Source organism: Janthinobacterium sp. BJB304 (genome assembly GCF_002735765.1).
Taxonomy (GTDB): domain Bacteria; phylum Pseudomonadota; class Gammaproteobacteria; order Burkholderiales; family Burkholderiaceae_D; genus Janthinobacterium.
In genome coordinates this window covers 1-23,072 of the sequence record NZ_PDZN01000018.1, presented here as the reverse complement: position 1 = coordinate 23,072, position 23,072 = coordinate 1, and the positions used below count along the sequence as shown (strand labels likewise).

18 protein-coding genes are annotated in these 23,072 nt (G+C 64.9%); 13 read left to right on the top strand and 5 right to left on the bottom strand.

Annotation, left to right across the window (positions count from 1 at the left end; all coding sequences use genetic code 11):
* Positions 1 to 18 precede the first annotated feature (18 nt).
* The gene (locus CSQ95_RS20440) at positions 19 to 2,481 is read left to right on the top strand and encodes a TonB-dependent receptor (protein WP_099410821.1); all 2,463 of its coding nucleotides are present in this window, start codon (positions 19 to 21) and stop codon (positions 2,479 to 2,481) included.
* A gap of 15 nt (positions 2,482 to 2,496) precedes the next feature.
* On the opposite strand, the gene CSQ95_RS20435 is transcribed toward CSQ95_RS20440, so the two are convergent.
* A complete protein-coding gene (locus CSQ95_RS20435) occupies positions 2,497 to 2,874 on the bottom strand; it encodes a SirB2 family protein (RefSeq protein ID WP_099410820.1) in 378 nt (125 codons plus the stop codon).
* Positions 2,875 to 2,959: 85 nt separating this feature from the next.
* Positions 2,960 to 3,406, bottom strand: a complete 447-nt coding sequence (locus tag CSQ95_RS20430; protein WP_099410819.1) for a GNAT family N-acetyltransferase — start codon at positions 3,404 to 3,406, stop codon at positions 2,960 to 2,962.
* 288 nt (positions 3,407 to 3,694) lie between these two features.
* Between CSQ95_RS20430 and CSQ95_RS20425 the strand changes: the two genes are divergently transcribed.
* The 3 genes from CSQ95_RS20425 to CSQ95_RS20415 are packed head-to-tail and all read left to right on the top strand — an operon-like array spanning position 3,695 to position 7,082.
* Entirely contained in the window at positions 3,695 to 4,939 is a 1,245-nt protein-coding gene (locus tag CSQ95_RS20425; protein ID WP_099410818.1) for a nitrate/nitrite transporter, read from the top strand.
* Positions 4,936 to 6,333, top strand: coding sequence for a NarK family nitrate/nitrite MFS transporter (locus CSQ95_RS20420; RefSeq protein ID WP_070223628.1), 1,398 nt, complete (start codon positions 4,936 to 4,938; stop codon positions 6,331 to 6,333). The genes CSQ95_RS20425 and CSQ95_RS20420 overlap by 4 nt, the downstream gene beginning before the upstream one ends.
* Before the next feature lie 56 nt (positions 6,334 to 6,389).
* Positions 6,390 to 7,082: a carbonic anhydrase gene (locus CSQ95_RS20415; protein WP_070223626.1), complete on the top strand. Its 693-nt coding sequence runs from the start codon at positions 6,390 to 6,392 to the stop codon at positions 7,080 to 7,082.
* A gap of 115 nt (positions 7,083 to 7,197) precedes the next feature.
* On the opposite strand, the gene CSQ95_RS20410 is transcribed toward CSQ95_RS20415, so the two are convergent.
* Positions 7,198 to 7,569 (bottom strand): ribonucleotide reductase subunit alpha, encoded by a 372-nt coding sequence (locus CSQ95_RS20410; RefSeq protein ID WP_070223625.1) that lies wholly within the window; start codon positions 7,567 to 7,569, stop codon positions 7,198 to 7,200.
* A 243-nt stretch (positions 7,570 to 7,812) separates the two neighbouring features.
* On the opposite strand from CSQ95_RS20410, the gene CSQ95_RS20405 reads away from it, so the two are divergent.
* The 9 genes from CSQ95_RS20405 (at position 7,813) to CSQ95_RS20365 (ending at position 20,257) form a co-directional block, all read left to right on the top strand.
* A complete protein-coding gene (locus tag CSQ95_RS20405; protein ID WP_070223623.1) occupies positions 7,813 to 11,511 on the top strand; it encodes a nitrate reductase subunit alpha in 3,699 nt (1,232 codons plus the stop codon).
* Position 11,512: 1 nt separating this feature from the next.
* The gene (gene narH, locus CSQ95_RS20400) at positions 11,513 to 13,063 is read left to right on the top strand and encodes a nitrate reductase subunit beta (protein ID WP_070223621.1); all 1,551 of its coding nucleotides are present in this window, start codon (positions 11,513 to 11,515) and stop codon (positions 13,061 to 13,063) included.
* A gap of 21 nt (positions 13,064 to 13,084) precedes the next feature.
* Positions 13,085 to 13,729 (top strand): nitrate reductase molybdenum cofactor assembly chaperone, encoded by a 645-nt coding sequence (gene narJ, locus CSQ95_RS20395; RefSeq protein WP_083287114.1) that lies wholly within the window; start codon positions 13,085 to 13,087, stop codon positions 13,727 to 13,729.
* 27 nt (positions 13,730 to 13,756) lie between these two features.
* The gene (gene narI / locus CSQ95_RS20390) at positions 13,757 to 14,443 is read left to right on the top strand and encodes a respiratory nitrate reductase subunit gamma (protein ID WP_070223616.1); all 687 of its coding nucleotides are present in this window, start codon (positions 13,757 to 13,759) and stop codon (positions 14,441 to 14,443) included.
* 15 nt (positions 14,444 to 14,458) lie between these two features.
* Positions 14,459 to 15,205 carry a peptidylprolyl isomerase gene (locus CSQ95_RS20385; protein ID WP_070223614.1) on the top strand — a complete coding sequence of 249 codons (747 nt, stop codon included), beginning with the start codon at positions 14,459 to 14,461 and terminating at the stop codon, positions 15,203 to 15,205.
* Positions 15,206 to 15,307: 102 nt separating this feature from the next.
* Complete coding sequence (gene moaA / locus CSQ95_RS20380; RefSeq protein ID WP_070223612.1) at positions 15,308 to 16,294, top strand: GTP 3',8-cyclase MoaA; 987 nt, start codon at positions 15,308 to 15,310, stop codon at positions 16,292 to 16,294.
* A gap of 44 nt (positions 16,295 to 16,338) precedes the next feature.
* Complete coding sequence (locus CSQ95_RS20375) at positions 16,339 to 18,225, top strand: type IV pili methyl-accepting chemotaxis transducer N-terminal domain-containing protein (protein WP_306532653.1); 1,887 nt, start codon at positions 16,339 to 16,341, stop codon at positions 18,223 to 18,225.
* 24 nt (positions 18,226 to 18,249) lie between these two features.
* Complete coding sequence (locus tag CSQ95_RS20370) at positions 18,250 to 18,912, top strand: response regulator (RefSeq protein WP_086147379.1); 663 nt, start codon at positions 18,250 to 18,252, stop codon at positions 18,910 to 18,912.
* A 133-nt stretch (positions 18,913 to 19,045) separates the two neighbouring features.
* The gene (locus CSQ95_RS20365; protein ID WP_099410817.1) at positions 19,046 to 20,257 is read left to right on the top strand and encodes an NnrS family protein; all 1,212 of its coding nucleotides are present in this window, start codon (positions 19,046 to 19,048) and stop codon (positions 20,255 to 20,257) included.
* A 7-nt stretch (positions 20,258 to 20,264) separates the two neighbouring features.
* Here the strand turns inward: CSQ95_RS20365 and CSQ95_RS30135 are convergent, their stop codons facing one another.
* Both CSQ95_RS30135 and CSQ95_RS20360 read right to left on the bottom strand, forming a co-directional pair.
* The gene (locus CSQ95_RS30135) at positions 20,265 to 20,390 is read right to left on the bottom strand and encodes a hypothetical protein (protein ID WP_257218121.1); all 126 of its coding nucleotides are present in this window, start codon (positions 20,388 to 20,390) and stop codon (positions 20,265 to 20,267) included.
* A gap of 33 nt (positions 20,391 to 20,423) precedes the next feature.
* Positions 20,424 to 23,072 (bottom strand): response regulator (locus tag CSQ95_RS20360; protein WP_099410816.1); only part of this gene is annotated, 2,649 nt, incomplete at its 5' end.

The following is a 23,072-nucleotide window of genomic DNA, read 5'->3' as shown; positions in this document are numbered from 1 at the left end:
TTCAGGAAAACAGTCCGCATGCCCAGCACAACACTTATTCACGTTTCTTCCGCCTCCCGTACCTGCCGCCGCAGCGTGGCGGCGCTGGCCGTCAGCCAAGCTCTGTGGCTGCTCGCCGCCAGCGGCGCCACCATCTTCGCTCCTGCGGCCCAGGCCGCGAATGCGGCGCGCATCGCGCTGGCGATACCGGCCGGCTCCCTGGAACAGGTGCTGGTGCGTTTCGGCCAGGAGACGGGTACCATGATTTCCTACCAGGCCACCGCCTTGGCGGGCAAGCGCAGCGCCGGCCTGACCGGTAGCTACAGCGTGCCTGAAGCGCTGGGCGCCATCGTCGCCGGCTCGGGCTTGCGCGCCGTGCCGCAGGCCAATGGCGGTTATGTGCTCGACGTGGCAGCGGCCGATGGCGGCCAGACCATGCCCGAGATGAAGGTCAGCGCCAGCTTTGATGCGAACGGCGCGACGGAAGGCAGCGGTTCCTATACGACGCGGACCATGCGCTCGGCCACGCGCCTGGGCCTGTCCGTGCGCGAGACGCCGCAAGCCGTCAGCGTGGTCACGCGCCAGCAGATGGATGACCAGAACCTGCAAACGGTGGAAGAGGTGCTGCAAAACGCGGCCGGCATCGCCATCAACCGCTACGACAGCGACCGCACCTCGTTCTTCGCGCGCGGCTTTTCCATCGCCAGCTACCAGTACGACGGCATTCCCACCACGGTCGACAATGCGTTCAATGTGGGCGACAGCACGCTGGACATGACGGCCTACGACCGGGTCGAGATCGTGCGCGGCGCCACGGGCCTGCTGACGGGCGCGGGCGAACCGTCGGCCACCATCAACCTGGTGCGCAAGCGCGCATCGTCGGCGCAGCTGGCCGGGAATGCGGCCCTGAGCCTGGGTTCCTGGCAGAATGCGCGCGCCAGCGCGGACCTGTCCACACCCCTGAGTGCCGATGGCAAGGTGCGCGGAAGAGTCGTGGCCAGCTACCAGGACAGCGAATCGTATGTGAATCTCTATCATGGCAAGAAGGCCATGGCTTACGCCACCGTGGAGGCGGATCTGGCGCCCGGCAGCGTGCTGATCGCCGGCTATGAATACCAGGACAACCGCCCGCGTGGCGGCATGTACGGCGGCCTGCCGCTGTGGTACGCGGATGGCGAACGGGCCACGTTTTCCCGCTCCACCACCACGGCCACCACCTGGAGCCGCTGGTTCAGCACCAGCCAGACTGCCTTCCTGCGCCTGGAGCAGGAACTGGGCAAGGGCTGGAACCTGACGGCCATGCTGAATCATGGCTGGGGCAATTACTCGGCGGCCGAACTTTTCGCCAATACCTGGCCGGACAAGGCCACGGGCCAGGGCGTGACGGGCTACGCCGGCTTTTACTCCGGCACGCGGCGCCAGGACAGCGTCGACGCCTATGTGCAGGGGCCGCTGCAGCTGCTGGGCCGCACGCACGACCTGGCGTTCGGCGTCTCGGGCAGCAACCAGTTCGCCAGCAACCCCGGCATTGCCGGCGGCAGCGTCGACTACGGCAATTTTCATCAGTGGCAGGGCGTGACGCCGGAGCCGGACTGGAACGACCCGAATTTCTCGCGCTGGAAGCTGCTCGACACGGTGCAGCAGCGCGGCATCTATGGCACGGCGCGTTTTTCGCTGGCAGATCCCCTGAAGCTGATCGTCGGCGCGCGCTACAGCCGCTACAAGGCGGACCACGTCGACGACTGGGGCGGCGGCTATGCGTATGCCAAGCACGCCGTCACGCCATATGCTGGCCTGGTATGGGATATCGATGCGCAGCATGCGCTGTACACCAGCTACAGCAAGATCTTCAAGCCGCAGGGCTACCAGGACCGGTTTGGCCGCTATCTCGACCCCGTGCAAGGCAAGAATGTGGAAGCGGGCGTGAAGGGCGAGTATTTCGGCGGTAAACTTAATGCGGCGCTGGCCGTGTTCCGCATCGCGCAGGATGGCCTGGCGCAGGAAGACACGGGCCATTTTGTCGGCAATTCGCTGACGCAGGCGTACTACGCGGCCTCGGGCACCACCAGCAAGGGGGTGGAACTGGACGTGTCGGGCGAGCTGGCCAAGGGCTGGAACGTTTCGGCCAGCGTGTCGCATGCCGCAGCCGAGGACAACACGGGCGCGCGCCTGAACAGCTATGTGCCGCAGACCTTGGCACGCGTGTTTTCCACGTACCAGCTGCCTGGCGGCTGGCGCGCCTTGTCCGTGGGCGGCGGCGTGAACTGGCAGAGCGGCGCCTACCGCGATGCCACGGGGCCGAAGGGCACGGAGCGCGTGGAGCAGGGCGGCTATGCCGTGGCCAGCCTGATGGCGAAATACGCGCTGTCGCGCCAGCTGTCCCTGCAGGCGAACATCAACAACGTGTTCGACAAGCATTACTACAGCCAGCTTGGCATGTACAACCAGGGGTACTGGGGCGCGCCGCGCAACGCCAGCGTCACCCTGCGCTACCTCTTCTGATGCGCTTGCCTGGTATTACAGCGGCCAGGCCTGCTTGGTGACGGCCACGGCGACGATGTAGGCGAATACCAGCACGGCACCCGCGAAGGCGGCGCCGCGCACGGCCGGCGTCTTGCCCCGCTTCAGGGCGATGGTGCCCAGCGCGATGTAGGCCACCAGCGCGCACAGCTTGGCGGCCAGCCAGGGCTGGCTGCCCGGGGACTGGCCGCTCCACACGGCCAGGGCGATGGCGCTGGCCAGCAGTGCCGTGTCGACCAGATGCGGCAGGATTTTCACCCAGCGCTGCTGCAAGGCGGGCGAGGCGCGCAGCATCCAGGCGCCGCGCAAGAGGAACAGCGCGCCGCTGGCGGCGGCGCAGCCCATGTGGAAATGCTTGAGGCTCAGATAATCCATGCGTGATGTTGTACGGTGATTGACGGTGGCGCCAGCATAGCCGCCTTTGGCCTTCCGCACCATACGCCGTCGGGATGAGACGAGCCTAAGGCAGGAATTTTACGTACACGAACTCCGGATCGCCCTCATCGAGATGGTCGATCTGGCCGCTGCGCACGAAGCCTGCGCCGGCGAACAGCCGTTGCGCGGCGCCGTTCGACCGGTTCGTCGAGGTGAATAGCTTCCCTGTCTGGCACGCGTCCGCAGCGGCCGCCAGCAGGCGCAATCCCACGCCGCAGCGCTGGTGCGCGGGCGCGACCACCACCAGCGAGACAAAACCGTAGCCGAAGAAGTCGCCGTGCGTGAGGGCATAGCCGGCCACCTGGCCGGCCCGGAGGGCCACCTGGCAGTGGCCCTTGCCGACGGCGGCGCGCACGGCCTCGCCGCGCTCCGGGTGCGTCTGGGCATAGGCGTCGCAGGCCAGCATGGCTGCCACATCGCCAGCTTGGGCCACGCGCGTGATGATCTCGTCTGTTTCGTGCCTGTTCTGCATGCCGCTCCTTTTCTCCAGGCGCCGAGTGTGCCAAAAATGTGCCGGTTTGTAAAACACCCGCCATCCAGGCTAGGCGCGCACCCCGTCATCTAGTCACTTTTGCCGATGCGGCTATCCAGATTGCCTTCCCGGAATCACCCTGTGGCCGATAGTGCCTTTCGCCGCTGCCACGTAAGCTGGTCGGGACGGCTGGCCAGACGGCCAGTGCATTCATGGAGAAACATCGTGGCTACCCTAGATGGCACTAACAAGAACAGTAACAGCAGTAACAAGGCAGTCGAACCGGGCATGCGGCGCAAGCAGGCGTCCGTATTAATCAGCAGTACCTTCGCATTTACCATCTGCTTTGCAGTCTGGATGATGTTTGCCGTACTGGGCATCCCCATCAAGACCAGCCTGGGCTTGACTGAAACGCAATTCGGCCTGCTGGCCGCCATGCCCGTGCTGACGGGCTCCCTCGTGCGCGTGCCGCTGGGCATCTGGACGGACAAATACGGCGGACGCCGCGTCTTCTTCCTGCTGATGCTGGCCAGCGTGGTGCCGATCTACCTGATTTCCTACGCCACCGCCTACTGGCATTTCCTTGTGCTGGGCATGTTCGTGGGCCTGGCGGGCGGTTCGTTTTCCGTCGGCACGCCGTACGTGGCGCGCTGGTACGAAAAGGAGCGCCGCGGCCTGGCGATGGGCATTTTCGGCGCCGGTAACTCCGGTTCCGCGCTGACCAAGTTCGTCGCGCCGGGCATCGTCGCCGCCTTCGGCTGGCAGATGCTGCCCAAGGTGTATGCGGTGGCCATGCTGGCCACGGCCATCATCTTCTGGCTGTTTTCGTACACGGACAAATCGCACCTGGCGCCATCGGGCGAAAGTTTTTCGGCCCAGATGAAGGTGCTGAAGGATCCGCGCGTGTGGCGCTACTGCCAGTACTACTCGGTGGTGTTCGGCGGCTATGTGGCGCTGGCCCTGTGGATGACGAAGTATTACGTGGCCGAATACGGTTTTGATCTGAAGCACGCGGCGCTGCTGGCCGCCTGCTTCTCGCTGCCGGGCGGCGTGCTGCGCGCGCTGGGCGGCTGGATCTCCGACAAATACGGTGCGGCGAAAGTCACCTGGGCCGTGATGTGGGTGTGCTGGGTGTGCTTCTTCCTGCTGTCGTATCCGCAAACGCAGATGGTGATCGAGACCGTCACGGGGCCGCTGGCCTTCCATATCGGCCTGTCGCCGCTGTGGTTCACCGTGCTGCTGTTCATCGTCGGCATCGCCATGGCTGTCGGCAAGGCGTCCGTCTTCAAGTTCATCGGCGATGACTTTTCCGACAACATCGGCGCCGTCTCGGGCGTGGTGGGGCTGGCCGGCGGCCTGGGCGGCTTCATCTTGCCCGTGATGTTCGGCGCCCTGGTGGACTTCACGGGCGTGCGTTCGAGCTCCTTCATGCTCCTGTACGGCACCGTCTGCGTTTCCCTCGTCTGGATGCATTTCTCGTTCAAGCCGCTGCGTGCGGCACCAACTACTCAACCTGCAGGAGTACAAGCATGAGCCGCTATATGATCAATACCTGGGAGCCGGAAACCCCGAGCTTCTGGCAAAGCACGGGCAAGGCCACGGCCGCGCGCAATCTGTGGATCTCGATTCCCGCGCTGCTGCTGGCGTTCGCCGTGTGGATGGTGTGGAGCGTGGTGGTGGTCAACCTGCCCAACATCGGTTTTACCTACAGTAACAACCAGCTGTTCTGGCTGACGGCCTTGCCGGGCCTGTCCGGCGCCACCTTGCGCATCTTTTACTCGTTCATGGTGCCGATCTTCGGCGGCCGCCGCTGGACGGCCATTTCCACGGGTTCGCTGCTGATTCCCGCCATCGGCATCGGCCTGGCCGTGCAGGACGTGAACACCGGTTATCCGACCATGCTGATCCTGGCGCTGCTGTGCGGTTTCGGCGGCGGCAATTTCGCCTCGTCGATGGCCAACATCAGCTTTTTCTATCCGAAGGCCAGCAAGGGCTTCGCGCTGGGCATGAATGCGGGCCTGGGCAACCTGGGCGTGTCGGTGGTGCAGTTCGTCGTGCCGCTGGTGATCACGTTCGCCGTCTTCGGCGCCTGGGGCGGCGATTCGCTCACCTGGGTCAAGAATGGCGTGAGCAAGGAGATGTGGCTGCAAAACGCGGGCTTCATCTGGGTGCCGTTCATCGCGCTGTCGACTTTACTGGCCTGGTTCGGCATGAATGACCTGGCGTCGGCCAAGGCGTCGTTTTCCGAACAGGCCGTGATCTTCAAGCGCAAGCACAACTGGCTCATGTGCTGGCTGTACACGGGCACCTTCGGCTCCTTCATCGGTTACTCGGCCGCGTTCCCGCTGCTGATCAAGATCCAGTTCCCCGACGTCAACCCGCTCGATTACGCCTTCCTGGGACCGTTGGTCGGCGCCCTGGCGCGCGTGGCCGGCGGCGTGATTTCCGACAAACTGGGCGGCGCCCGCGTCACCCTGTGGTCGTTCCTCTTGATGATAGGCGCCGTGCTGGGCGTGCTGTACTTCATGCCGCAAGCGGGCGGAAGTGTGCACACTGCGGGCAGTTTCAACGGCTTCTTCTGGATGTTCATGCTGCTGTTCGCCGGCACGGGTATCGGCAATGCCTCGACCTTCCGCATGATCCCCGTGATCTTCCTGACGGAGCACCAGCGCGCGGCCGCCGGCAAGGGCAAGGCGGCGCAGGAACAAGCGATCGTCGACGCCAACAAGGAAGGCGCGGCCGTGCTGGGCTTCACGTCGGCCGTGGCGGCCTACGGCGCCTTCTTCATCCCGAAAAGCTATGGCACGTCGATTGCGCTGACGGGCAGCCCCGACGCGGCCCTGTGGTGCTTCATCGGCTTTTATGTCAGCTGCATCGCCATCACCTGGTGGTGCTATGCGCGCAAGAATGCGCCGATGCCTTGCTAAAGTTGGAATGTCTGGCAAGTCGTTCTTGCCAGACGTTGAGGAAATGAGAGTATGTCATGGAAGAACTGGAAAAATTCGTCAACGGCTTCAGCCTGTTTCAGCAGCAGTATTTCAGCGAGCCGCAAACCTTGTACGACAGCCTGCGCGACGGGCAGCGGCCCACGACCCTGCTGATCGGCTGCTGCGATTCGCGGGTCGATCCGATGCTGCTGACGGGCAGCGACCCGGGCGACATGTTCGTCGTGCGCAATATCGCCAACCTGGTGCCGCCGTGCACGCCAGACGCGCCGCCCGGCGTCAGTTCGGCCATCGAATTCGCCGTCTGCAAGCTCGAAGTGGCCAGGGTCATCGTGCTGGGCCATGCGCGCTGCGGCGGCATCCGCGCGCTGCTGGAACCGCAGCCGCGCGCGGAAGGGCAGGAAACGGACTTCGTGGGACAGTGGATGCGCATCGCCGAACCGGTGGCGCAAAGGGTGCGGCGTGACCTGGCGCACCGCTCGTCGGAGGAACAGCACCATGCGTGCGAACTGGCCAGCATCCTGCAGTCGCTGGACAACCTGCTCACCTACCCGTGGCTCAAGCGCCGGGTGGAGCAGGGCGTATTGAAACTGCATGGCTGGTATTTTGACATCGACAGCGGGGCGCTGATGGCCTATTCGGCGCGCCAGCAGCAGTTTTTGCCGCTTGTCTGTCCGATAGAGCGGGCGCGCCATCTGCATGAGCGCCCTTGGCCGGATGCGGCCAGGTAATCCGAAACGTGCCGCCAACAATGTGTCGGATTACGCTACGCTAATCCGGCCTACATCTGGTAGGTCGGATTAGGCGGGGCCGCCGAGGCCGCAGGCCGTAATCCGACAAATTCCCTCAGCTAAAACGCAATAAATCCCCGCTGCGGTCAAACGCCAGCAGGCTGTCGATGCGGCCTTGCTCGATCGCCGTCACCATGGCGCGCAGGGGCGCTTCGCATTCCTGCGCGGCGGGCGGCTGGCCCTCGCGACCCGCCAGTCCCGCCACGAAGACCACGTCCCAGTGCGTCTGCATCTGTTTCGACTCTTCCTTCAATGTCTCGAAGCTGCCCAGTTCATCGGGCAGCTTGTCGGCGCACATCACGGGCGTGAGGGACTTGCCCTGGCCGCCAGGCTGGGCCTGCGCCTGGGTAAAGGTGAACAGCAGGCGTTGCGGCTGCTCCTGGTTGCGGGCGCTGTGCAGCAGGCTGGCGTAATCGGTAATCGACATGGTGCTCTTTCTCTGTGTTGAACGATGACGACAGGTATACCGCAGCACGGTCGCGGCGCCCATAGGCAATAGTGACTATCCGGGTGACTACGTGCCTATGCATTCCTGGTGCCGGAAACCGACTTCTTGCCAATACCGCCGGGCACGGCGCGTCGATAGACTGTTTGTATCGACGCGTGGGCCATCCGGCTTGCAGCGTTTTTATGACCTGGCGCCGCTCCGGCGGCGCAATGTGGAGGTAGCATGAGTCACTTTCTGGACCGTCTTAAATTTTTTAGCAAGCCCGCCGAGCCGTTTTCGAACGGCCATGGCACCGTGGTCGACGAAGACCGCACCTGGGAAAACGCCTACCGCCAGCGCTGGCAGCACGACAAGATCGTGCGCTCCACGCATGGCGTGAACTGTACCGGCTCGTGCAGCTGGAAGGTGTACGTCAAGAATGGCCTGATCACCTGGGAAACCCAGCAAACCGATTACCCGCGCACGCGGCCCGACCTGCCCAACCACGAACCGCGCGGCTGCCCGCGCGGCGCCAGCTATTCCTGGTACGTGTATTCGGCCCAGCGCGTGAAATACCCGATGGTGCGGGGCCGCCTGATGGAAATGTGGCGCGAAGCGCGCAAGACCATGGACCCCGTCACGGCCTGGGACTGGATCAGCCAGGACCCCGTGCGCTCGCAGCAATACAAATCCATCCGCGGCCTGGGCGGCTTCGTGCGCGCCACGTGGGAAGAATCGAATGAAATCATCGCCGCCGCGAACGCGCTGACGATCAAGAAATACGGCCCGGACCGCATCGTCGGCTTCTCGCCGATTCCCGCCATGTCCATGGTCAGCTATGCTTCCGGCACGCGCTACCTGTCGCTGATCGGCGGCGTGGCCCTGAGCTTCTACGACTGGTATTGCGACTTGCCGCCGGCCAGCCCGCAAGTGTGGGGCGAACAGACGGACGTGCCGGAATCGGCCGACTGGTACAACTCGACCTATCTGATGGTGTGGGGCTCGAACGTGCCGATGACGCGCACGCCGGACGCCCACTTCTACACGGAAGTGCGCTACAAAGGCACGAAAACCGTGGCCATCTCGCCCGACTACGGCGAAATGGTGAAGTTCGGCGACATCTGGCTGGCGCCGAAACAGGGCACGGACGCCGCGCTGGCGCTGGCCATGGGTCACGTCATCCTCAAGGAATTCCACTCGGAAGGCCAGAGCGCCTACTTCCGCGACTATGCGCGCCAGTACACGGACTTCCCCATGCTGGTGCTGCTCAAGGAGCATAACGGCACCCTGGTGCCCGATTACTTCCTGCGCGCTTCGCACCTGGACAACAACCTCGACGAAACCAACAACCCGGAATGGAAAACCCTCGTCATCGATGAAACCACGGGCGCCATTACCGCGCCGGCCGGCTCCATCGGCTTCCGCTGGGGCGAGTCGGGCAAGTGGAACCTGGAACAGAAGGCCGGCGGCAGCGGCGCGCCCATCGTGCCGATGCTCTCCATGATCAACGACAGCGACGCCGTCACGGAAGTGGGTTTTGCCTACTTCGGCGGCAAGGACGCGTCCGACATGCTGCTGCGCAAGGTGCCGGTGAAAACCATCCGCCTGGCCGACGGCACGACGGGCCTCGTCACCACCGTATTCGACCTGACCCTGGCCAACTACGGCATCGACCGTGGCCTGGGCGGCGAGAACGTGGCCGAGAGCTATGACGACGACGTGCCGTACACCCCCGCGTGGCAAGAGAAGCACACGGGCGTGAAACGCGCCGACGTCATCACCGTGGCGCGCCAGTTCGCGGAAAACGCGGACCAGACGCGCGGCAAGAGCATGGTCATCGTGGGCGCCGGCCTGAATCACTGGTACCACATGGACATGACCTACCGCGGCATCATCAACATGCTGATGATGTGCGGCTGTATCGGCCAGTCGGGCGGCGGCTGGGCCCATTACGTGGGCCAGGAAAAGCTGCGTCCGCAAACGGGCTGGACGCCTTTGGCCTTCGCCCAGGACTGGGTGCGCCCGATGCGCCAGATGAACGGCACCTCGTTCTTCTATGCCCACACGAGCCAGTGGCGCCATGAAAAGCTGGAAACGGGCGACATCGCCTCGCCATCGGCGGCCGGCGGCACGGGCGACCTGACCCTGCTCGATTACAACGCCAAGGCCGAGCGCATGGGCTGGCTGCCATCGGCGCCGCAGCTGCAGACCAATCCGCTGGAGGTGGCCAAGGCCGCCAAGGCGGCAGGGCAGGCGCCGGCCGCGTATGCGCTCGACCAGATCAAGGCGGGCCAGCTGCAGTTCTCGTGCGACGATCCGGACAATCCGGCCAACTTCCCGCGCAATATGTTTGTCTGGCGCTCGAACATCCTGGGCAGCTCGGGCAAGGGCCACGAGTACTTCCTGAAATACCTGCTGGGCACGCAGAACGGCTTGCTCAGCGACGAAGACGACTGCATCACGCCGAAACAGGTGAAAGTGCGCCCGGCCGCCGAAGGCAAGCTCGATCTGCTGGTGGTGCTGGATTTCCGCATGTCGACCACCTGCCTGTATGGCGATGTAGTGCTGCCGACGGCCACCTGGTATGAAAAAGACGATCTGAATACGTCGGACATGCATCCGTTCATCCATCCGCTGTCCGAAGCCGTGCAGCCGCTGTGGCAATCGAAGTCGGACTGGGAAATCTACAAGGGGCTGGCAGAGAAATTCTCGGAAATCGGCGGCGAGCTGCTGGGCACCCAGCAAGACATCATCCTCACCCCGCTGATGCACGACACGCCGGGCGAACTGGGCCAGCCCTTCGATCCCAAGGATTGGCGCGCCGGCGAATGCGATGCGATTCCCGGCAAGACCATGCCGAACATGACGGTGGTCGAGCGCAATTACCGCGACGTCTACAAGAAGTTCACCTCGATCGGACCGCTGCTGGAAACCATCGGCAATGGCGGCAAGGGCATTTCCTGGAAAACGGGCCATGAAGTCGAGGTATTGCGGGGCATCAACCGCACGGTGCTCGATGAAGGCGTGTCGAAGGGCCAGCCGCGCCTCGATACGGCCATCGATGCAGCCGAAATGATTCTGTCGCTGGCGCCGGAAACGAATGGCCACGTGGCCGTCAAGGCCTGGGCCGCGCTGTCCGCCATCACGGGACGCGAGCACACGCATCTGGCGCTGCCGCGCGAGCATGACAGCATCCGCTTCCGCGACGTGCAGGCGCAGCCGCGCAAGATCATTTCTTCGCCCACCTGGTCGGGCCTGGAAAGCGAGGAAGTCAGCTACACGGCCGGCTATACCAACGTGCATGAACTGATTCCATGGCGCACCCTGACGGGCCGTCAGCAGTTCTACCAGGATCACCTGTGGATGCGCGACTTCGGCGAGGGACTGTGCGTGTACAAGCCGGCCATCAACACGAAGACGACGGAAGCGCTGCTGGGCACCAAGCCGAACGGCAACAAGGAGCTGGCGCTGAACTTTTTGACGCCGCACCAGAAGTGGGGCATCCACTCCACGTATTCGGACAACCTGCGCATGCTGACCCTGTCGCGCGGCGGACCGCACGTGTGGCTGTCGGAAACCGACGCGAAGACGGCAGGCATCGTCGACAACGACTGGATCGAGGTCTTCAACGTGAACGGCAGCCTGACGGCGCGCGCCATCGTCAGCCAGCGCATCCCGGCCGGCATGACGATGATGTACCACGCCCAGGAAAAGATCATCAACGTGCCTGGCGCGGAGATGACGGGCAAGCGGGGCGGCATCCATAACTCGGTGACGCGCGCCGTGCCCAAGCCGACGCACATGATCGGCGGCTACGCCCAGCTGGCGTACGGCTTCAATTACTACGGCACGGTGGGCTCCAACCGCGATGAATTCGTATTGGTGCGCAAGATGAACAAGGTCGACTGGCTCGAAGGCCCGTTGCAGGAAGAAGGAGCATAGTATGAAAATCAGAGCGCAAATCGGCATGGTGCTGAACCTGGACAAGTGCATCGGCTGCCACACCTGTTCCGTCACCTGCAAGAACGTGTGGACCAGCCGCGACGGCGTCGAGTACGCATGGTTCAACAACGTGGAAACCAAGCCCGGCATCGGCTATCCGAAGCAGTGGGAAAACCAGGACAAGTGGAATGGCGGCTGGCGCCGCACGGACTCTGGCAAGATCGAGCCGCGCCAGGGCAGCCGTTTGAAGATCCTGGCCAATATCTTCGCCAATCCGAACCTGCCCGCCATCGACGAGTACTACGAGCCGTTCACCTACGACTACGAGCACCTGCAAAGCGCGCCGCTGTCGCAGACGCCGCCGACGGCCCGTCCGATCTCCGTGCTGACGGGGAAAAAGATGGAAAAAATCGAGTGGGGCCCGAACTGGGAAGATGACTTGGGCGGCGAGTTTGCCCAGCGCAGCAAGGACAAGCTGTTCGACAACATGCAGAAGGAGATGTACGGCACCTTCGAAAACACCTTCATGATGTATCTGCCGCGTCTGTGCGAGCATTGCCTCAACCCGACGTGCGTGGCGTCTTGCCCGTCCGGCTCCGTGTACAAGCGCGAAGACGACGGCATCGTGCTGATCGACCAGGACAAGTGCCGCGGCTGGCGCATGTGCATCTCCGGTTGCCCGTACAAGAAGATTTACTACAATTGGTCGTCCGGCAAGGCGGAGAAGTGCACGTTCTGCTTCCCCCGCATCGAGGCCGGCCAGCCTACCGTGTGCTCGGAAACGTGCGTGGGCCGCATCCGCTACCTGGGCGTGCTGCTGTACGACGCCGACAAGATCGAGGCTGCCGCCTCCGTGCCGCAGGAGCAGGACCTGTACCAGGCGCAATTGGGCCTGTTCCTCGATCCGCACGACCCGGCCATCATCGCCGAGGCGCGCCGCCAGGGCATCCCGGACCTTTGGCTCGAAGCGGCCGTCAAGTCGCCCGTCTACAAGATGGCCGTCGAGTGGAAAGTGGCGTTCCCGCTGCATCCCGAATACCGCACCTTGCCGATGGTGTGGTATGTGCCGCCGCTGTCGCCGATCCAGGCGGCCGCCGAATCGGGCAAGCTGGGCGTCAACGGCATGCTGCCGGACACGCAAAGCCTGCGCATTCCCGTGCAGTACCTGGCCAATTTGCTGACGGCCGGCGACCAGCCGCCCATCGTCACGGCGCTGGACCGCATGCTGGCCATGCGTGCCTACATGCGCAGCAAGACGGTCGAGAAGGTGGAGAACCTCACGGTGCTCAAGCAAGTGGGATTGACCAAGGCGCAGGTGGAGGACATGTACCACATCATGGCCATCGCCAATTACGAAGACCGCTTCGTCATTCCCAGCAGCCACAAGGAAATGGCCGAGGACAGCTTCAACGAGAAGGGTTCGTGCGGCTTCAGTTTCGGCAACGGCTGCTCGGACGGCAGCAGCGAACCGACCTTGTTCGGCAAGAAAAAACACGGTTCGGCCATCTTCATGCAGATGCCGAAGTCGCGCAAAACGGCGCCTGGCGCCTAAGGAACCGATATGAACAACGCTATGCATCACTACCAAGTCCTGTCGCGCCTGCTGCTGTATCCCGAGCCCGAGCTGATCGCGCACCTGCCGCAACTGGAGGCCGCGCTGGCGGCCGTGCCGGAGCAGCAGGCGCTGTTGCGGCCCTTGCTGGCGCACCTGGAAAGCAGCAGCCTGATCGACCTGCAGCAGCAGTACGTGGCCACGTTCGACCGCAATCCGTCGCACTCGCTGCACCTGTTCGAGCATATCCACGGCGAATCGCGCGACCGGGGCCAGGCCATGGTCGACCTGATGGAGGAATACAAGCGCCACGGCCTGCAAATGGTGGGCGACGACTTGCCCGACTTCGTGCCCCTGTTCCTGGAGTTTTTGGCGCAGCTCGACGAGGAAGTCTCGGCGCCGCTGCTGGGCGACGCCGTCCACGTGCTGGCCCACATCGGCCGCAAGCTGACGGCCAACGGCAGCCCGTATGCGCCCGTCTTCACCGTGCTCGAACGCCTGAGTCCCGTGGCGGCCGAAATGCTGGCCGAACCGCCGGTGCGCGACATGGATGAAGCGCTGGAAACCTTCGGTCCCGGTGCGGACGGCGTCGAGCCCTTGCTGCGTCAAGCCCCGGGCGGCGTCCATCCCGTGCATTTTCACCCGCAGCCGCGCCGCGCCGCTTGAAGCGCGCCCGCATGAGGAGAGTACATCATGAGTAATTATTTACATCAATTTGTGTATGGCATTTATCCATACATCGCGCTGGCCATCTTTTTTCTCGGCAGCCTGATCCGTTTCGACCGCGAGCAATACACGTGGAAGTCCGATTCCAGCCAGCTGCTGCACCGCGGCAGCCTGCGTTTGGGCAATATCCTGTTCCACATCGGCATCATCGGCCTGCTGTTCGGCCATGCGGCCGGCTTGCTCACCCCGGTCTGGGTGTGGGATACCTTGGGCGTGTCGCATAGCCTGAAGCAGGGCGTGGCCATGGCGGCCGGCGGCGTGATGGGCGGGCTGTGCCTGGCCGGCATCCTGATCCTGCTGGCGCGCCGCTTCGGCAATGCACGGCTGCGCGCCGTCACCACGGCCGGCGACAAGCTGGTGATGGTGTGGATTTTGCTGACCTTGCTGCTGGGCCTGTCGTCTATCTTCGTCTCGGCATCGCACATGGATGGCCACATGATGGTCTTGCTGATGAACTGGGCGCAGCACATCGTCACCTTCCGCGGCGACGCCGCCAGCTTCATCGTCGACGCGCCGCTGGTGTTCAAGCTGCACCTGTTCATGGGCATGTCGCTGTTCGTCATCTTCCCGTTCACCCGTCTGGTGCACGTGTGGAGCGGCTTTGGCGCAGTCGCTTATCTGGGACGCACTTGGCAACTGGTTCGTCGCCGTTAAGAAAGGAGTCATATCATGGGAATCTCCGTCAATGGCATCGATATCGACGATGCCGACATCGCGCAGGAACTGCCGCATCACGACGGTGCCGGCAATCCGCTGAAACAGGCCGTGCATGAACTGGTGCTGCGCCGGCTGCTGCTGGACGAGGCCGAACGCCTCGGCGTGCAGGGCGGCAGCGATGACGACCGCATCGAGGCGCTGTTCGCGCAGGAAGTGCGCGTGCCGCCCGCCGACGATGCGGCTTGCCGCACCTTTTATGCACAGCGCCCGCAGCTGTTTCGCAGCGGGGCGCTGGTCGAGGCGCGCCACATCCTGTTTCAGGTGACGCCGGAGGCGCCCCTGGAGCTGCTGCGCACGACGGCGCAAGCCGTGCTCGATGCCCTGAAACTGGCGCCCGAGCGCTTCGCCGAACTGGCGGCGCAGTATTCGAACTGTCCGTCCGGCGCCCTGGGCGGTAGCCTGGGCCAGCTGTCGCCGGGCCAGAGCGTGCCGGAATTCGACGCCCTCGTGTTCCGCCTGGAGGCAGGCGCGCTGGCCGGCCATTTGCTGGAAACGCGCTTCGGCTACCACATCGTGCAGGTGCTGCGCCGGGTCGAAGGCCAGGCCATCCCGTACGAAGCGGTGCAGGCGCAGATCGCCGACCGCCTGGCGCGGGCGGCGTGGCAGCGCGCCGTGCACCAGTACCTGCACCTGCTCGTGGGGCGCGCGGACATCGCCGGTATCGAGCTCGAAGGCACAGCCAGCCCGCTGGTTCAGTAAGTAGAAATGCGTAGCTAAAAAGGCGTAGGCCGCTAGGCCTTCTGGGGCACAGCCAGATTGTGCCCCAGCCTTTACAATCACGGAAGAATCAGGAGTAGCGTCATGGGTAGCGTCAAGTTGCAGGACCGTTTTGGCCGTTCGATCGATTATGTGCGGCTGTCCGTCACCGACCGCTGCGATTTGCGCTGCGGTTATTGCATGCCCAAGGGATTTCGCGGCTTCGAGGAGCCGAAGGACTGGCTGACGTTCGACGAGATCGAGCGCCTGCTGGGCATTTTCGTGCGCCTCGGCACGCGCCGCGTGCGGCTGACGGGCGGCGAACCCCTGTTGCGGCGCAATCTGCCGCAGCTGGCGCAAAGGCTGTCCGCGCTGCCCGGTCTGGACGACCTGTCGCTGTCGACCAATGCCACCCAACTGGGCAAGCATGCCGTGGCCTTGCGCGCGGCCGGCGTGGACCGCATCAACGTCAGCCTCGATTCGCTCGACCGCGCCTGCATGCAGCAGATCACGGGGCGCGACAGCCTGCAGCCCATTCTGGATGGCCTGATGGCGGGCAAGGCGGCCGGTTTCGACCCGATCAAGATCAATATGGTGGCCATGCGCGGCATCAATGACGGCCAGATCGAGGCCATGGCGGCCTTCTGCATCGAGCAGCAGTTCATCCTGCGCCTGATCGAAGCCATGCCGATGGGCAGCACGGGCCGCAATGCCAGCTACATGCCGCTGGGCCCCGTGCGCGAACGCCTGGCGGCCCGCTTCGGCCTGGTGCCGCAGGCAATGGAACTGGGGGGAGGGCCGGCGCGCTACATGGCGACCCCCGACGGACGCTCGAGCATCGGCTTCATTACGCCCATGTCGCAGCATTTTTGCGCCACCTGCAACCGAGTGCGCCTGTCCGTCGATGGTACCCTGTACCTGTGCCTGGGACAGGAAGAGAAATTCGCGTTTGGCCCCATGCTGCGCGGCGGGGCCACGGATGCGCAGATCGAGGCGGCGATCCGCGCCGCCATCGAACTGAAGCCGCAGCAGCACGATTTCAATACGCAGCCCGATAAAATCATCCGGTTCATGGCACAGACGGGCGGCTGAGGCAGTTTGCATTCACATTCAAGGGCGGTATGAAATTCAAGGCGATGTTTTCCTCCTGGCAGAAGCTGTCGACCAAGATTGTCGGCGCGCTGCTGCTCATGCTGGTGCTGGCCTTGAGCGCCATCGGCTGCACCCTGTTTTTGTCGTGGCAGCTCGAAGGCAGTTCGGCCGCCATCAACGAGACGGGCCGGCTGCGCATGCAGACCTACCGCCTGACCCTGCTGCTTGCCAGCGACGCCCGCGAGCAGGCGCGCCAGCAAGTGCTGCTGATCGACGAGACCCTGGCCAAGATCGGCCACGGCGACCCGCAGCGTCCCCTGTTCCTGCCCCCCAGCACGGCCATCAAGTCCGAATTCGAACGCATCGGCGTCGCCTGGCGCAGTGCCTTGCGTCCGGCCGCCCTGGCCGCCGATTCCATTGTGCGCGCGCGCCAGTTCGAGCATGATGCCGACACTTTCGTGGGACAGGTCGACCAGCTGGTGCGCCTGATCGAGCACGATAGCGAACAGCGCACCTTCTGGCTGCGCGCCTCGCAGCTGATCCTCGTCGGCATGGCCGTCATCGGCACGGTCAGCATGATTTACCTGATGTTCATGCTCATCATCGAACCGGTGACGCGGCTGCGCCTGGGCATGCAGCGCATGAAGGAACGCGACTTCAGCGTGCGCCTGGCCGTCGAGAGCAATGACGAATTCGGCCAGCTGGCCAGCGGCTTCAACCAGATGGCCGACCGCCTGCAGGCGCTGTACGGCAACCTGGAAGAGGGCGTGCGCAGCAAGACGGCCACGCTCGAATACCGCAACCGCGAACTGGCACTGCTGTATGAAAGCGCGGCCTTTTTGCAGCGCCCGCAGCCCCTGGAAGATATCTGCGGCGGCTTCATGCAGCGCATCGTCGATTATTTCGAGGCCGACGGTTCCACCGTGCGCGTGCTCGACGCCGAGCGGGGCAACCTGCACATGGTGGTGCATACGGGCCTGTCCGAAGAACTGGTGGCGTCCGAGCATTGCCTGAAGGTGGGCGACTGCCTGTGCGGCACGGCCGTCGAGATGAAGGTGGCGAAGGTGCACGACATGCGGCGCATCGACAAGGCGCACGAGCTGCGCTGCCACCGCGAGGGCTTTGCCACCGTCTCCGTTTTCCATATCCACGCGCACGAACAGCACCTGGGCTTTTTTAACCTGCATTTCCGCCATGCGCGCGTGTTTTCCGCGCGCGAACTGGCCTTGCTGGAAACCCTGGGCCAGCTGCTGGGCATCGCGCTGGAAAACCTGCGCCTGGCCGCGCGCGAACGCGAGATGGCCATTTCCGAAGAGCGCAATCTGGTGGCGCAGGGTCTGCACGACAGCATCGCGCAAAGCCTCAACTTCCTCAACCTGCAGGTGCAGATGCTCGACGACTCCGTGCGCAATGCGCGTTTCGACGAGGTGGCGGGCATCGTGCCGGCTCTGCACGCGGGCGTGAAGGAAAGCTACGAGGACGTGCGTGAACTGCTGGCCAATTTCCGCAGCCGCCTGATGGAGGATGACCTGATCGGCTCCCTGCGCGCGGCGCTGGACAAATTCCGCCGCCAGACGGGCATCGACGCCGAGCTGCTGGCCGACGTCGACGGCGCGCCATTCCCCCGCGAGCAGCAATTGCAGTTATTATTCATCGTGCAGGAAGCGCTGTCGAACATCCGCAAGCACGCGCAGGCCAGCCACGTCGAGGTGCGCCTCGCCGATCACCAGGATTTTACGCTGACGATCAGCGACAATGGCGTCGGCTTCGACGCTGCCGCCGTGCTGGAAAAGGGCGACAGCCATGTCGGCATCCATATCATGCGCGAGCGCGCGCAGCGCATCGAGGCCACGTTTGACGTGCATGCCTGCCCCGGCGGCGGCACGACCGTCGAACTGCATCTGTCGCGCGAGCAGCGCCGCGCCGCCTAAGCCACTATCTGAAAGTACAAAAAAATGGAGACTCCCGATAAACCGATCACCGTCATGCTGGTGGACGACCACGCGCTGTTCCGCAGCGGCATACGCTCGCTGCTGCAGCGGCACACGGAATTTTCCGTCGTCGGCGAGGCGGCCGATGGCGTGGAAGGCATCAAGCGCGCCATCCAGCTGCAGCCCGACGTGGTGCTGCTGGACCTGAACATGGCCGGCATGTCCGGCGTGGAAGCGCTGCAACTGATGCAGCACGACTGCCCCGACACGGCCATCGTCATGCTGACCGTGTCGGAAGACGCCGAAGACCTGGCCACGGCCCTGCGCGCGGGCGCCTGCGGCTATTTGATCAAGAATATCGACGCCGACTACCTGGTGCGCGCCATCCGCCGCGCGGCGGCCGGCGAAGTCGTCATCGCCGAAGCGATGACGGGCAAGCTGGTGGCGCAGCTGCAGGCGGGCACGCGGCGGGAGGAACCCGTGTCGGAACTCGACAAGCTCACCCCGCGCGAAAAGGAAATCATCGATTGCCTGTCGCGCGGCGAGAGCAACAAGGGCATCGCCCGCACCCTCGACCTGGCCGAAAGCACGGTCAAGATCCACGTGCAGAACGTGCTGAAAAAACTCAACCTCACGAGCCGCGTGCAGGCGGCCGTGTACGCGGTCGAGCACCGCCAGGGCAAGTAGCCCGAGTTGGGGTCTGACCCGCCGGGTCAGACCCCATGGTGACTTGTCGCTATCTCTCTAGTCCTTTATGCCGATGGCGGCCTCTGCGCTTTTAAAGTAGTATATTGAATATATCTTTAAAGGCGACTCCATCATGGCCATCACTCCGATCAGCGAACCTTCCCCACCTTCCACGACAGCAGGCGCCGCCCCCTGGCATGCCGGCCACGCCGTCTGGCAACTGGGCTTCCGCCCGTTCTACCTGCTGGCGGCCGTGTTTGCGGCCATCGCCATTCCCCTGTGGCTGGCCAGCTATGCGGGCCTGCTGCCGGGCGGTCTGCAGGTGGGTCTGGGATGGCATATGCATGAAATGGTGTTCGGCTTCGCGCTGGCCGTCGTCGTCGGTTTCCTCTATACGGCGGGGCGCAACTGGACGGGCTTGCCCACGCCGCACGGTGCGCAGCTGATGGCGCTGGCGGGGCTGTGGCTGGCGGGACGCGTGGCCATGCTGTGCGGTCCCGGCCTGCTGCCGGCGCTGGTCGACTGGCTGTTCCTGCCGCTGGCCGCCTGGCCCCTGTACCAGGTGCTGCGCCGCTCGGGCAATACGCGTAATCTGTTCCTCGTCGGTCTGCTGGCCTTGCTGGCGCTGGCCAATGGCCTGTTCCACGCGGCCGTGCTGGGCTGGCTGCCGCTGTCGCTGTTTGTGCCCGTGCAGGCGGCCATCTTCATCATCGTGCTGATCGAATCGGTGATCGGCGCGCGCGTCATTCCCATGTTTACCCGCAATGGCGCACCTGGCAGCACGCCGGTGGCCAGCCCGAAACGCGCGCTGGTCGCCGTGGCCTGCATGGCGGCGGCCGCGATCGCGTGGCTGGCCGGTGCGCCCGCCTGGCTGACGGCGCCGCTGGCCTTGTGCGCGGCAGGCGTATCGCTGGCCAATCTGCTAGCCTGGCAGCCGCAGCGCACGGTGCGCGTGCCGCTGCTGTGGATTTTGCACCTGTCGTATGCGTGGATCGGCATCGGCTTTGCGCTGCTGGCGGCCGCCAGCCTGGGTCTGCTGCCGGCCAGCGCCGCCTTGCACGCGCTGACGGTGGGATCGATGGCGGGCCTGATCATCGGCATGATGACGCGCACCACCTTGGGCCACACGGGACGTGCGCTCAAGGGCGGCTGGGCGGAAGCGGCGATGTACTGGCTGATCCAGCTTGGCGCGCTGGCGCGCCTGCTGGCCGCCGTCGGTCCCGCCTCGCTGTCCATGCCGCTGCTGCTGGCTGCCGGCGCGTGCTGGTCGCTGGCCTTTGGCCTGTATGCGTGCGTGTATGCGCCTTATTTGTGGCGTGCCAGGGTGGATGGCCGCGAAGGCTAGCCTGGCGTCAGAACGGGCGCCAGGCCAGCAGTTTCTTGATTTCCGGCGTCCAGTAGGACAGCGATTCGCCCACGACGAATAGCAGCATGCCCAGCATGAAGGCTCTCAACAGCAAATCCCTGCACCAGATCATGGCGTCTCCTAAATTTTCATATTGGCAAGTCTATCATTGGCATGCGTTGCCATGTTGCGTTTCTGGCATGGCCGGCTGGCCGGGCGCCGGCGTCTGTGCCGTGAATGCGGCGACGGCATCGATGGCGTGCGCCAGCGCCTGTTCCAGGGCATCGAGCGCGGCTGACGCATCGTCGCCCGCGTGCAGCAGCTGTTCGGCTTGCTGGGCGGCTTGCAGGGTGGCGGGCAGGGCCAAGCTGCCTGCCACGCCGGCCAGCTTGTGCGCCAGCGCGGCGGCGTCGCCGCGTGCATTGGCCGCCAGCAGCGCGCGCATGGCGCCCACCGTGTTGCGGTAAGTGTTGCCGAAGTGCGACAGATGCTGGCGGTAGGGCGCTTCGTCGAGCCACTGCGCCATCCCTTGCGCCAGGTCGATCACGGGCGCCGCACCGCCTGCCCGCGAGGGCGCCGCCGCTTCGGTCGCTGCCGGCGGCAGGGCCGGCAGCCCTTGCGCATGGCGCCGGTGCGTGCTTGCGATCAGGGCGATGGTCTGCGGCACGTCGAACGGTTTGCTGATGAAATGGTTCACGCCCGCTTCCAGCGCCGCCGTGCGCTGTGTCCGGAACGCCCCGGCCGTCAGGGCCACCACGGGCAAGTCCTGGAACTGCGGCAGCTGGCGCAGCGCGCGCGTCGCCTGCAAGCCATCCATGACGGGCATCTGCACATCCATCAGCACGATGTCGACGTCGGACGGGTGGGCCAGCAGCCAGTCCAGCGCCTGCTGGCCATCGCAGGCGAACGAGGGCAGGGCGCCCTGGTCGCACAGGATATGGTTGACCACGTCGCGGTTGATGTCGCTGTCGTCGACCACCAGCACGCGCACGCCGGCCAGCACGCGTGCACCCAGCGCTGCGTGGCCCGTGTCCAGGCCGGCCGCTTCAGCACGCCGCTGGCGCGCTTCCATCGTCGCGTTGTACAGGCTGGAAGCCGTCACCGGTTCGTTGAGGATGGCATCGGCCGGATTGGCCGAGTCCGTATGGCGGCGCGCGGGCGCTGTCGCCGGTGCGCCGCTGGCCGCCAGGATCACGATGGGGCAATCCTGCGGCGGCAGGTGCTCGCGCAGGGCGCGCGCCGTGGTTTCCCCGTCCATGTCCGGCATGCGCGCGGCCAGCACGATGACGCCGGGCCGCGCGTCGTCGGCGCAGGCGAGCGCATGCTCAAGCGCCGCCTGGCCGCCGGAGACGGCATGCACGCGCCAGCCCAGGCCGTGCGCGACGGCGGCCACGGCGGCGCGCGAGTCGGCCTTGCCGTCGGCCAGCAAGACGCGCAAGCCCTGCATGTCGGGCAAGGACGGGGCGCTGGCGGGCATCAGCTGCAGCGGCACCGTGAAACTGAATGTGCTGCCCTGGCCCATGACGCTTGTCAGGCGCATGGCGCCGCCCATCAGACGCACCAGCTGGCGGCAGATGGTCAGGCCCAGGCCCGTGCCGCCGAAGCGGCGCGTGGTGGAGCTGTCGGCCTGGGCGAAGGCGGAAAAGATCGCCTCCTGCACCTCGGGCGCGATGCCGATGCCCGTGTCGCGCACGCTGAAACACAGCACCGCGGCGTCGCAGTTGCGGCTCTCCAGCGCGCTCGTCAGCTCGACCGTGCCTTGCGCGGTGAACTTGATGGCGTTGCTGGTCAGGTTGACCAGCACCTGTTCCAGCCGCAGCGCGTCGCCCATCACCTGGTCGACGCCATCGGGCAGCGGCCCGATGCGCACTTCGATCGGCTTGTCATGCGCGGCCACGCCCATGCTGGCGGCGATCTTTTCGATCACGTCGGCCAGGCGGAACGGCGCCCGTTCGATGGTCATGTGGCCCGCCTCGATTTTCGATACGTCGAGCACGTCGTTGATGATGCCCAGCAGGGACTGGCCGGCGGCGCGGATCTTGCGCGCCATGAGTAGCGCTTCGCCATCGAGGCCGTCGCGTTCCAGCAGCCAGGCCATGCCGAGGATGGCGTTGAGCGGCGAGCGGATTTCATGGCTCATGTTGGCGAGGAATTCCGCCTTGCTGCGGTTGGCCGATTCGGCCGCGTCGCGCGCCAGCAGCATGGCCTCTTCGGCCTGCTTTTGCGTGGAAATATCCTGGGCAAAGATCAGGGTCGCCGGTCCATCCTTGAGCACCACGCGCGTGGTGGTCTTGAACATGGGTACGGGCAGGCCCTGCTTGCCCAGGCCGACGGCCTCGAACACCTGTTCGCTGGGCGAATCCGCTTCGATCAGCGCTTCATTGGCGGCCAGCGCCGCCAGCGATGGCGCGGAAATCATGGCGGACCAGGGCAGGCCGTTCAGATTGTCATCCGCCGTGTAGCCGTGCAGCCTGCGGTAGCGGGGATTCGAGTAGATGAAGCGCCCGTGGCGCAGGATGGCGATGGCCACGGGCGCGTCTTCGATCAGGGTGCGAAAGCGCGTTTCGCTGTCGGACACGGCTTGCATGGCCTGGCGCTCCGTTTCCTGTTCCGCATGCCAGGCGGCCTGCTGCCGGCGCCGCCGCTGGCTCCAGAACAGCAGGCTGGCCGCGGCCAGCGCCAGCACGGCAAAGGAAAGGACGTAGCCGAGCGCCTGGCGTTGCAGCGGGGCGGCGATGGCCGCTTCTTCGCGGCTCAGGCCGATGATGAGGGCGCGGTCCATGTGCAGGGCCGGCGGGGCGATGGTCGCCATGGA

Bases quoted from the DNA above. Each gene is read 5' to 3' on its own strand.
- CSQ95_RS20440 (WP_099410821.1), top strand. From the start codon at position 19: ATGCCCAGCACAACACTTATTCACGTTTCTTCCGCCTCCCGTACCTGC.
- CSQ95_RS20435 (WP_099410820.1), bottom strand. From the start codon at position 2,874: ATGGATTATCTGAGCCTCAAGCATTTCCACATGGGCTGCGCCGCCGCC.
- CSQ95_RS20430 (WP_099410819.1), bottom strand. From the start codon at position 3,406: ATGCAGAACAGGCACGAAACAGACGAGATCATCACGCGCGTGGCCCAA.
- CSQ95_RS20425 (WP_099410818.1), top strand. From the start codon at position 3,695: ATGCGGCGCAAGCAGGCGTCCGTATTAATCAGCAGTACCTTCGCATTT.
- CSQ95_RS20420 (WP_070223628.1), top strand. From the start codon at position 4,936: ATGAGCCGCTATATGATCAATACCTGGGAGCCGGAAACCCCGAGCTTC.
- CSQ95_RS20415 (WP_070223626.1), top strand. From the start codon at position 6,390: ATGGAAGAACTGGAAAAATTCGTCAACGGCTTCAGCCTGTTTCAGCAG.
- CSQ95_RS20410 (WP_070223625.1), bottom strand. From the start codon at position 7,569: ATGTCGATTACCGATTACGCCAGCCTGCTGCACAGCGCCCGCAACCAG.
- CSQ95_RS20405 (WP_070223623.1), top strand. From the start codon at position 7,813: ATGAGTCACTTTCTGGACCGTCTTAAATTTTTTAGCAAGCCCGCCGAG.
- narH (WP_070223621.1), top strand. From the start codon at position 11,513: ATGAAAATCAGAGCGCAAATCGGCATGGTGCTGAACCTGGACAAGTGC.
- narJ (WP_083287114.1), top strand. From the start codon at position 13,085: ATGCATCACTACCAAGTCCTGTCGCGCCTGCTGCTGTATCCCGAGCCC.
- narI (WP_070223616.1), top strand. From the start codon at position 13,757: ATGAGTAATTATTTACATCAATTTGTGTATGGCATTTATCCATACATC.
- CSQ95_RS20385 (WP_070223614.1), top strand. From the start codon at position 14,459: ATGGGAATCTCCGTCAATGGCATCGATATCGACGATGCCGACATCGCG.
- moaA (WP_070223612.1), top strand. From the start codon at position 15,308: ATGGGTAGCGTCAAGTTGCAGGACCGTTTTGGCCGTTCGATCGATTAT.
- CSQ95_RS20375 (WP_306532653.1), top strand. From the start codon at position 16,339: ATGTTTTCCTCCTGGCAGAAGCTGTCGACCAAGATTGTCGGCGCGCTG.
- CSQ95_RS20370 (WP_086147379.1), top strand. From the start codon at position 18,250: ATGGAGACTCCCGATAAACCGATCACCGTCATGCTGGTGGACGACCAC.
- CSQ95_RS20365 (WP_099410817.1), top strand. From the start codon at position 19,046: ATGGCCATCACTCCGATCAGCGAACCTTCCCCACCTTCCACGACAGCA.
- CSQ95_RS30135 (WP_257218121.1), bottom strand. From the start codon at position 20,390: ATGATCTGGTGCAGGGATTTGCTGTTGAGAGCCTTCATGCTGGGCATG.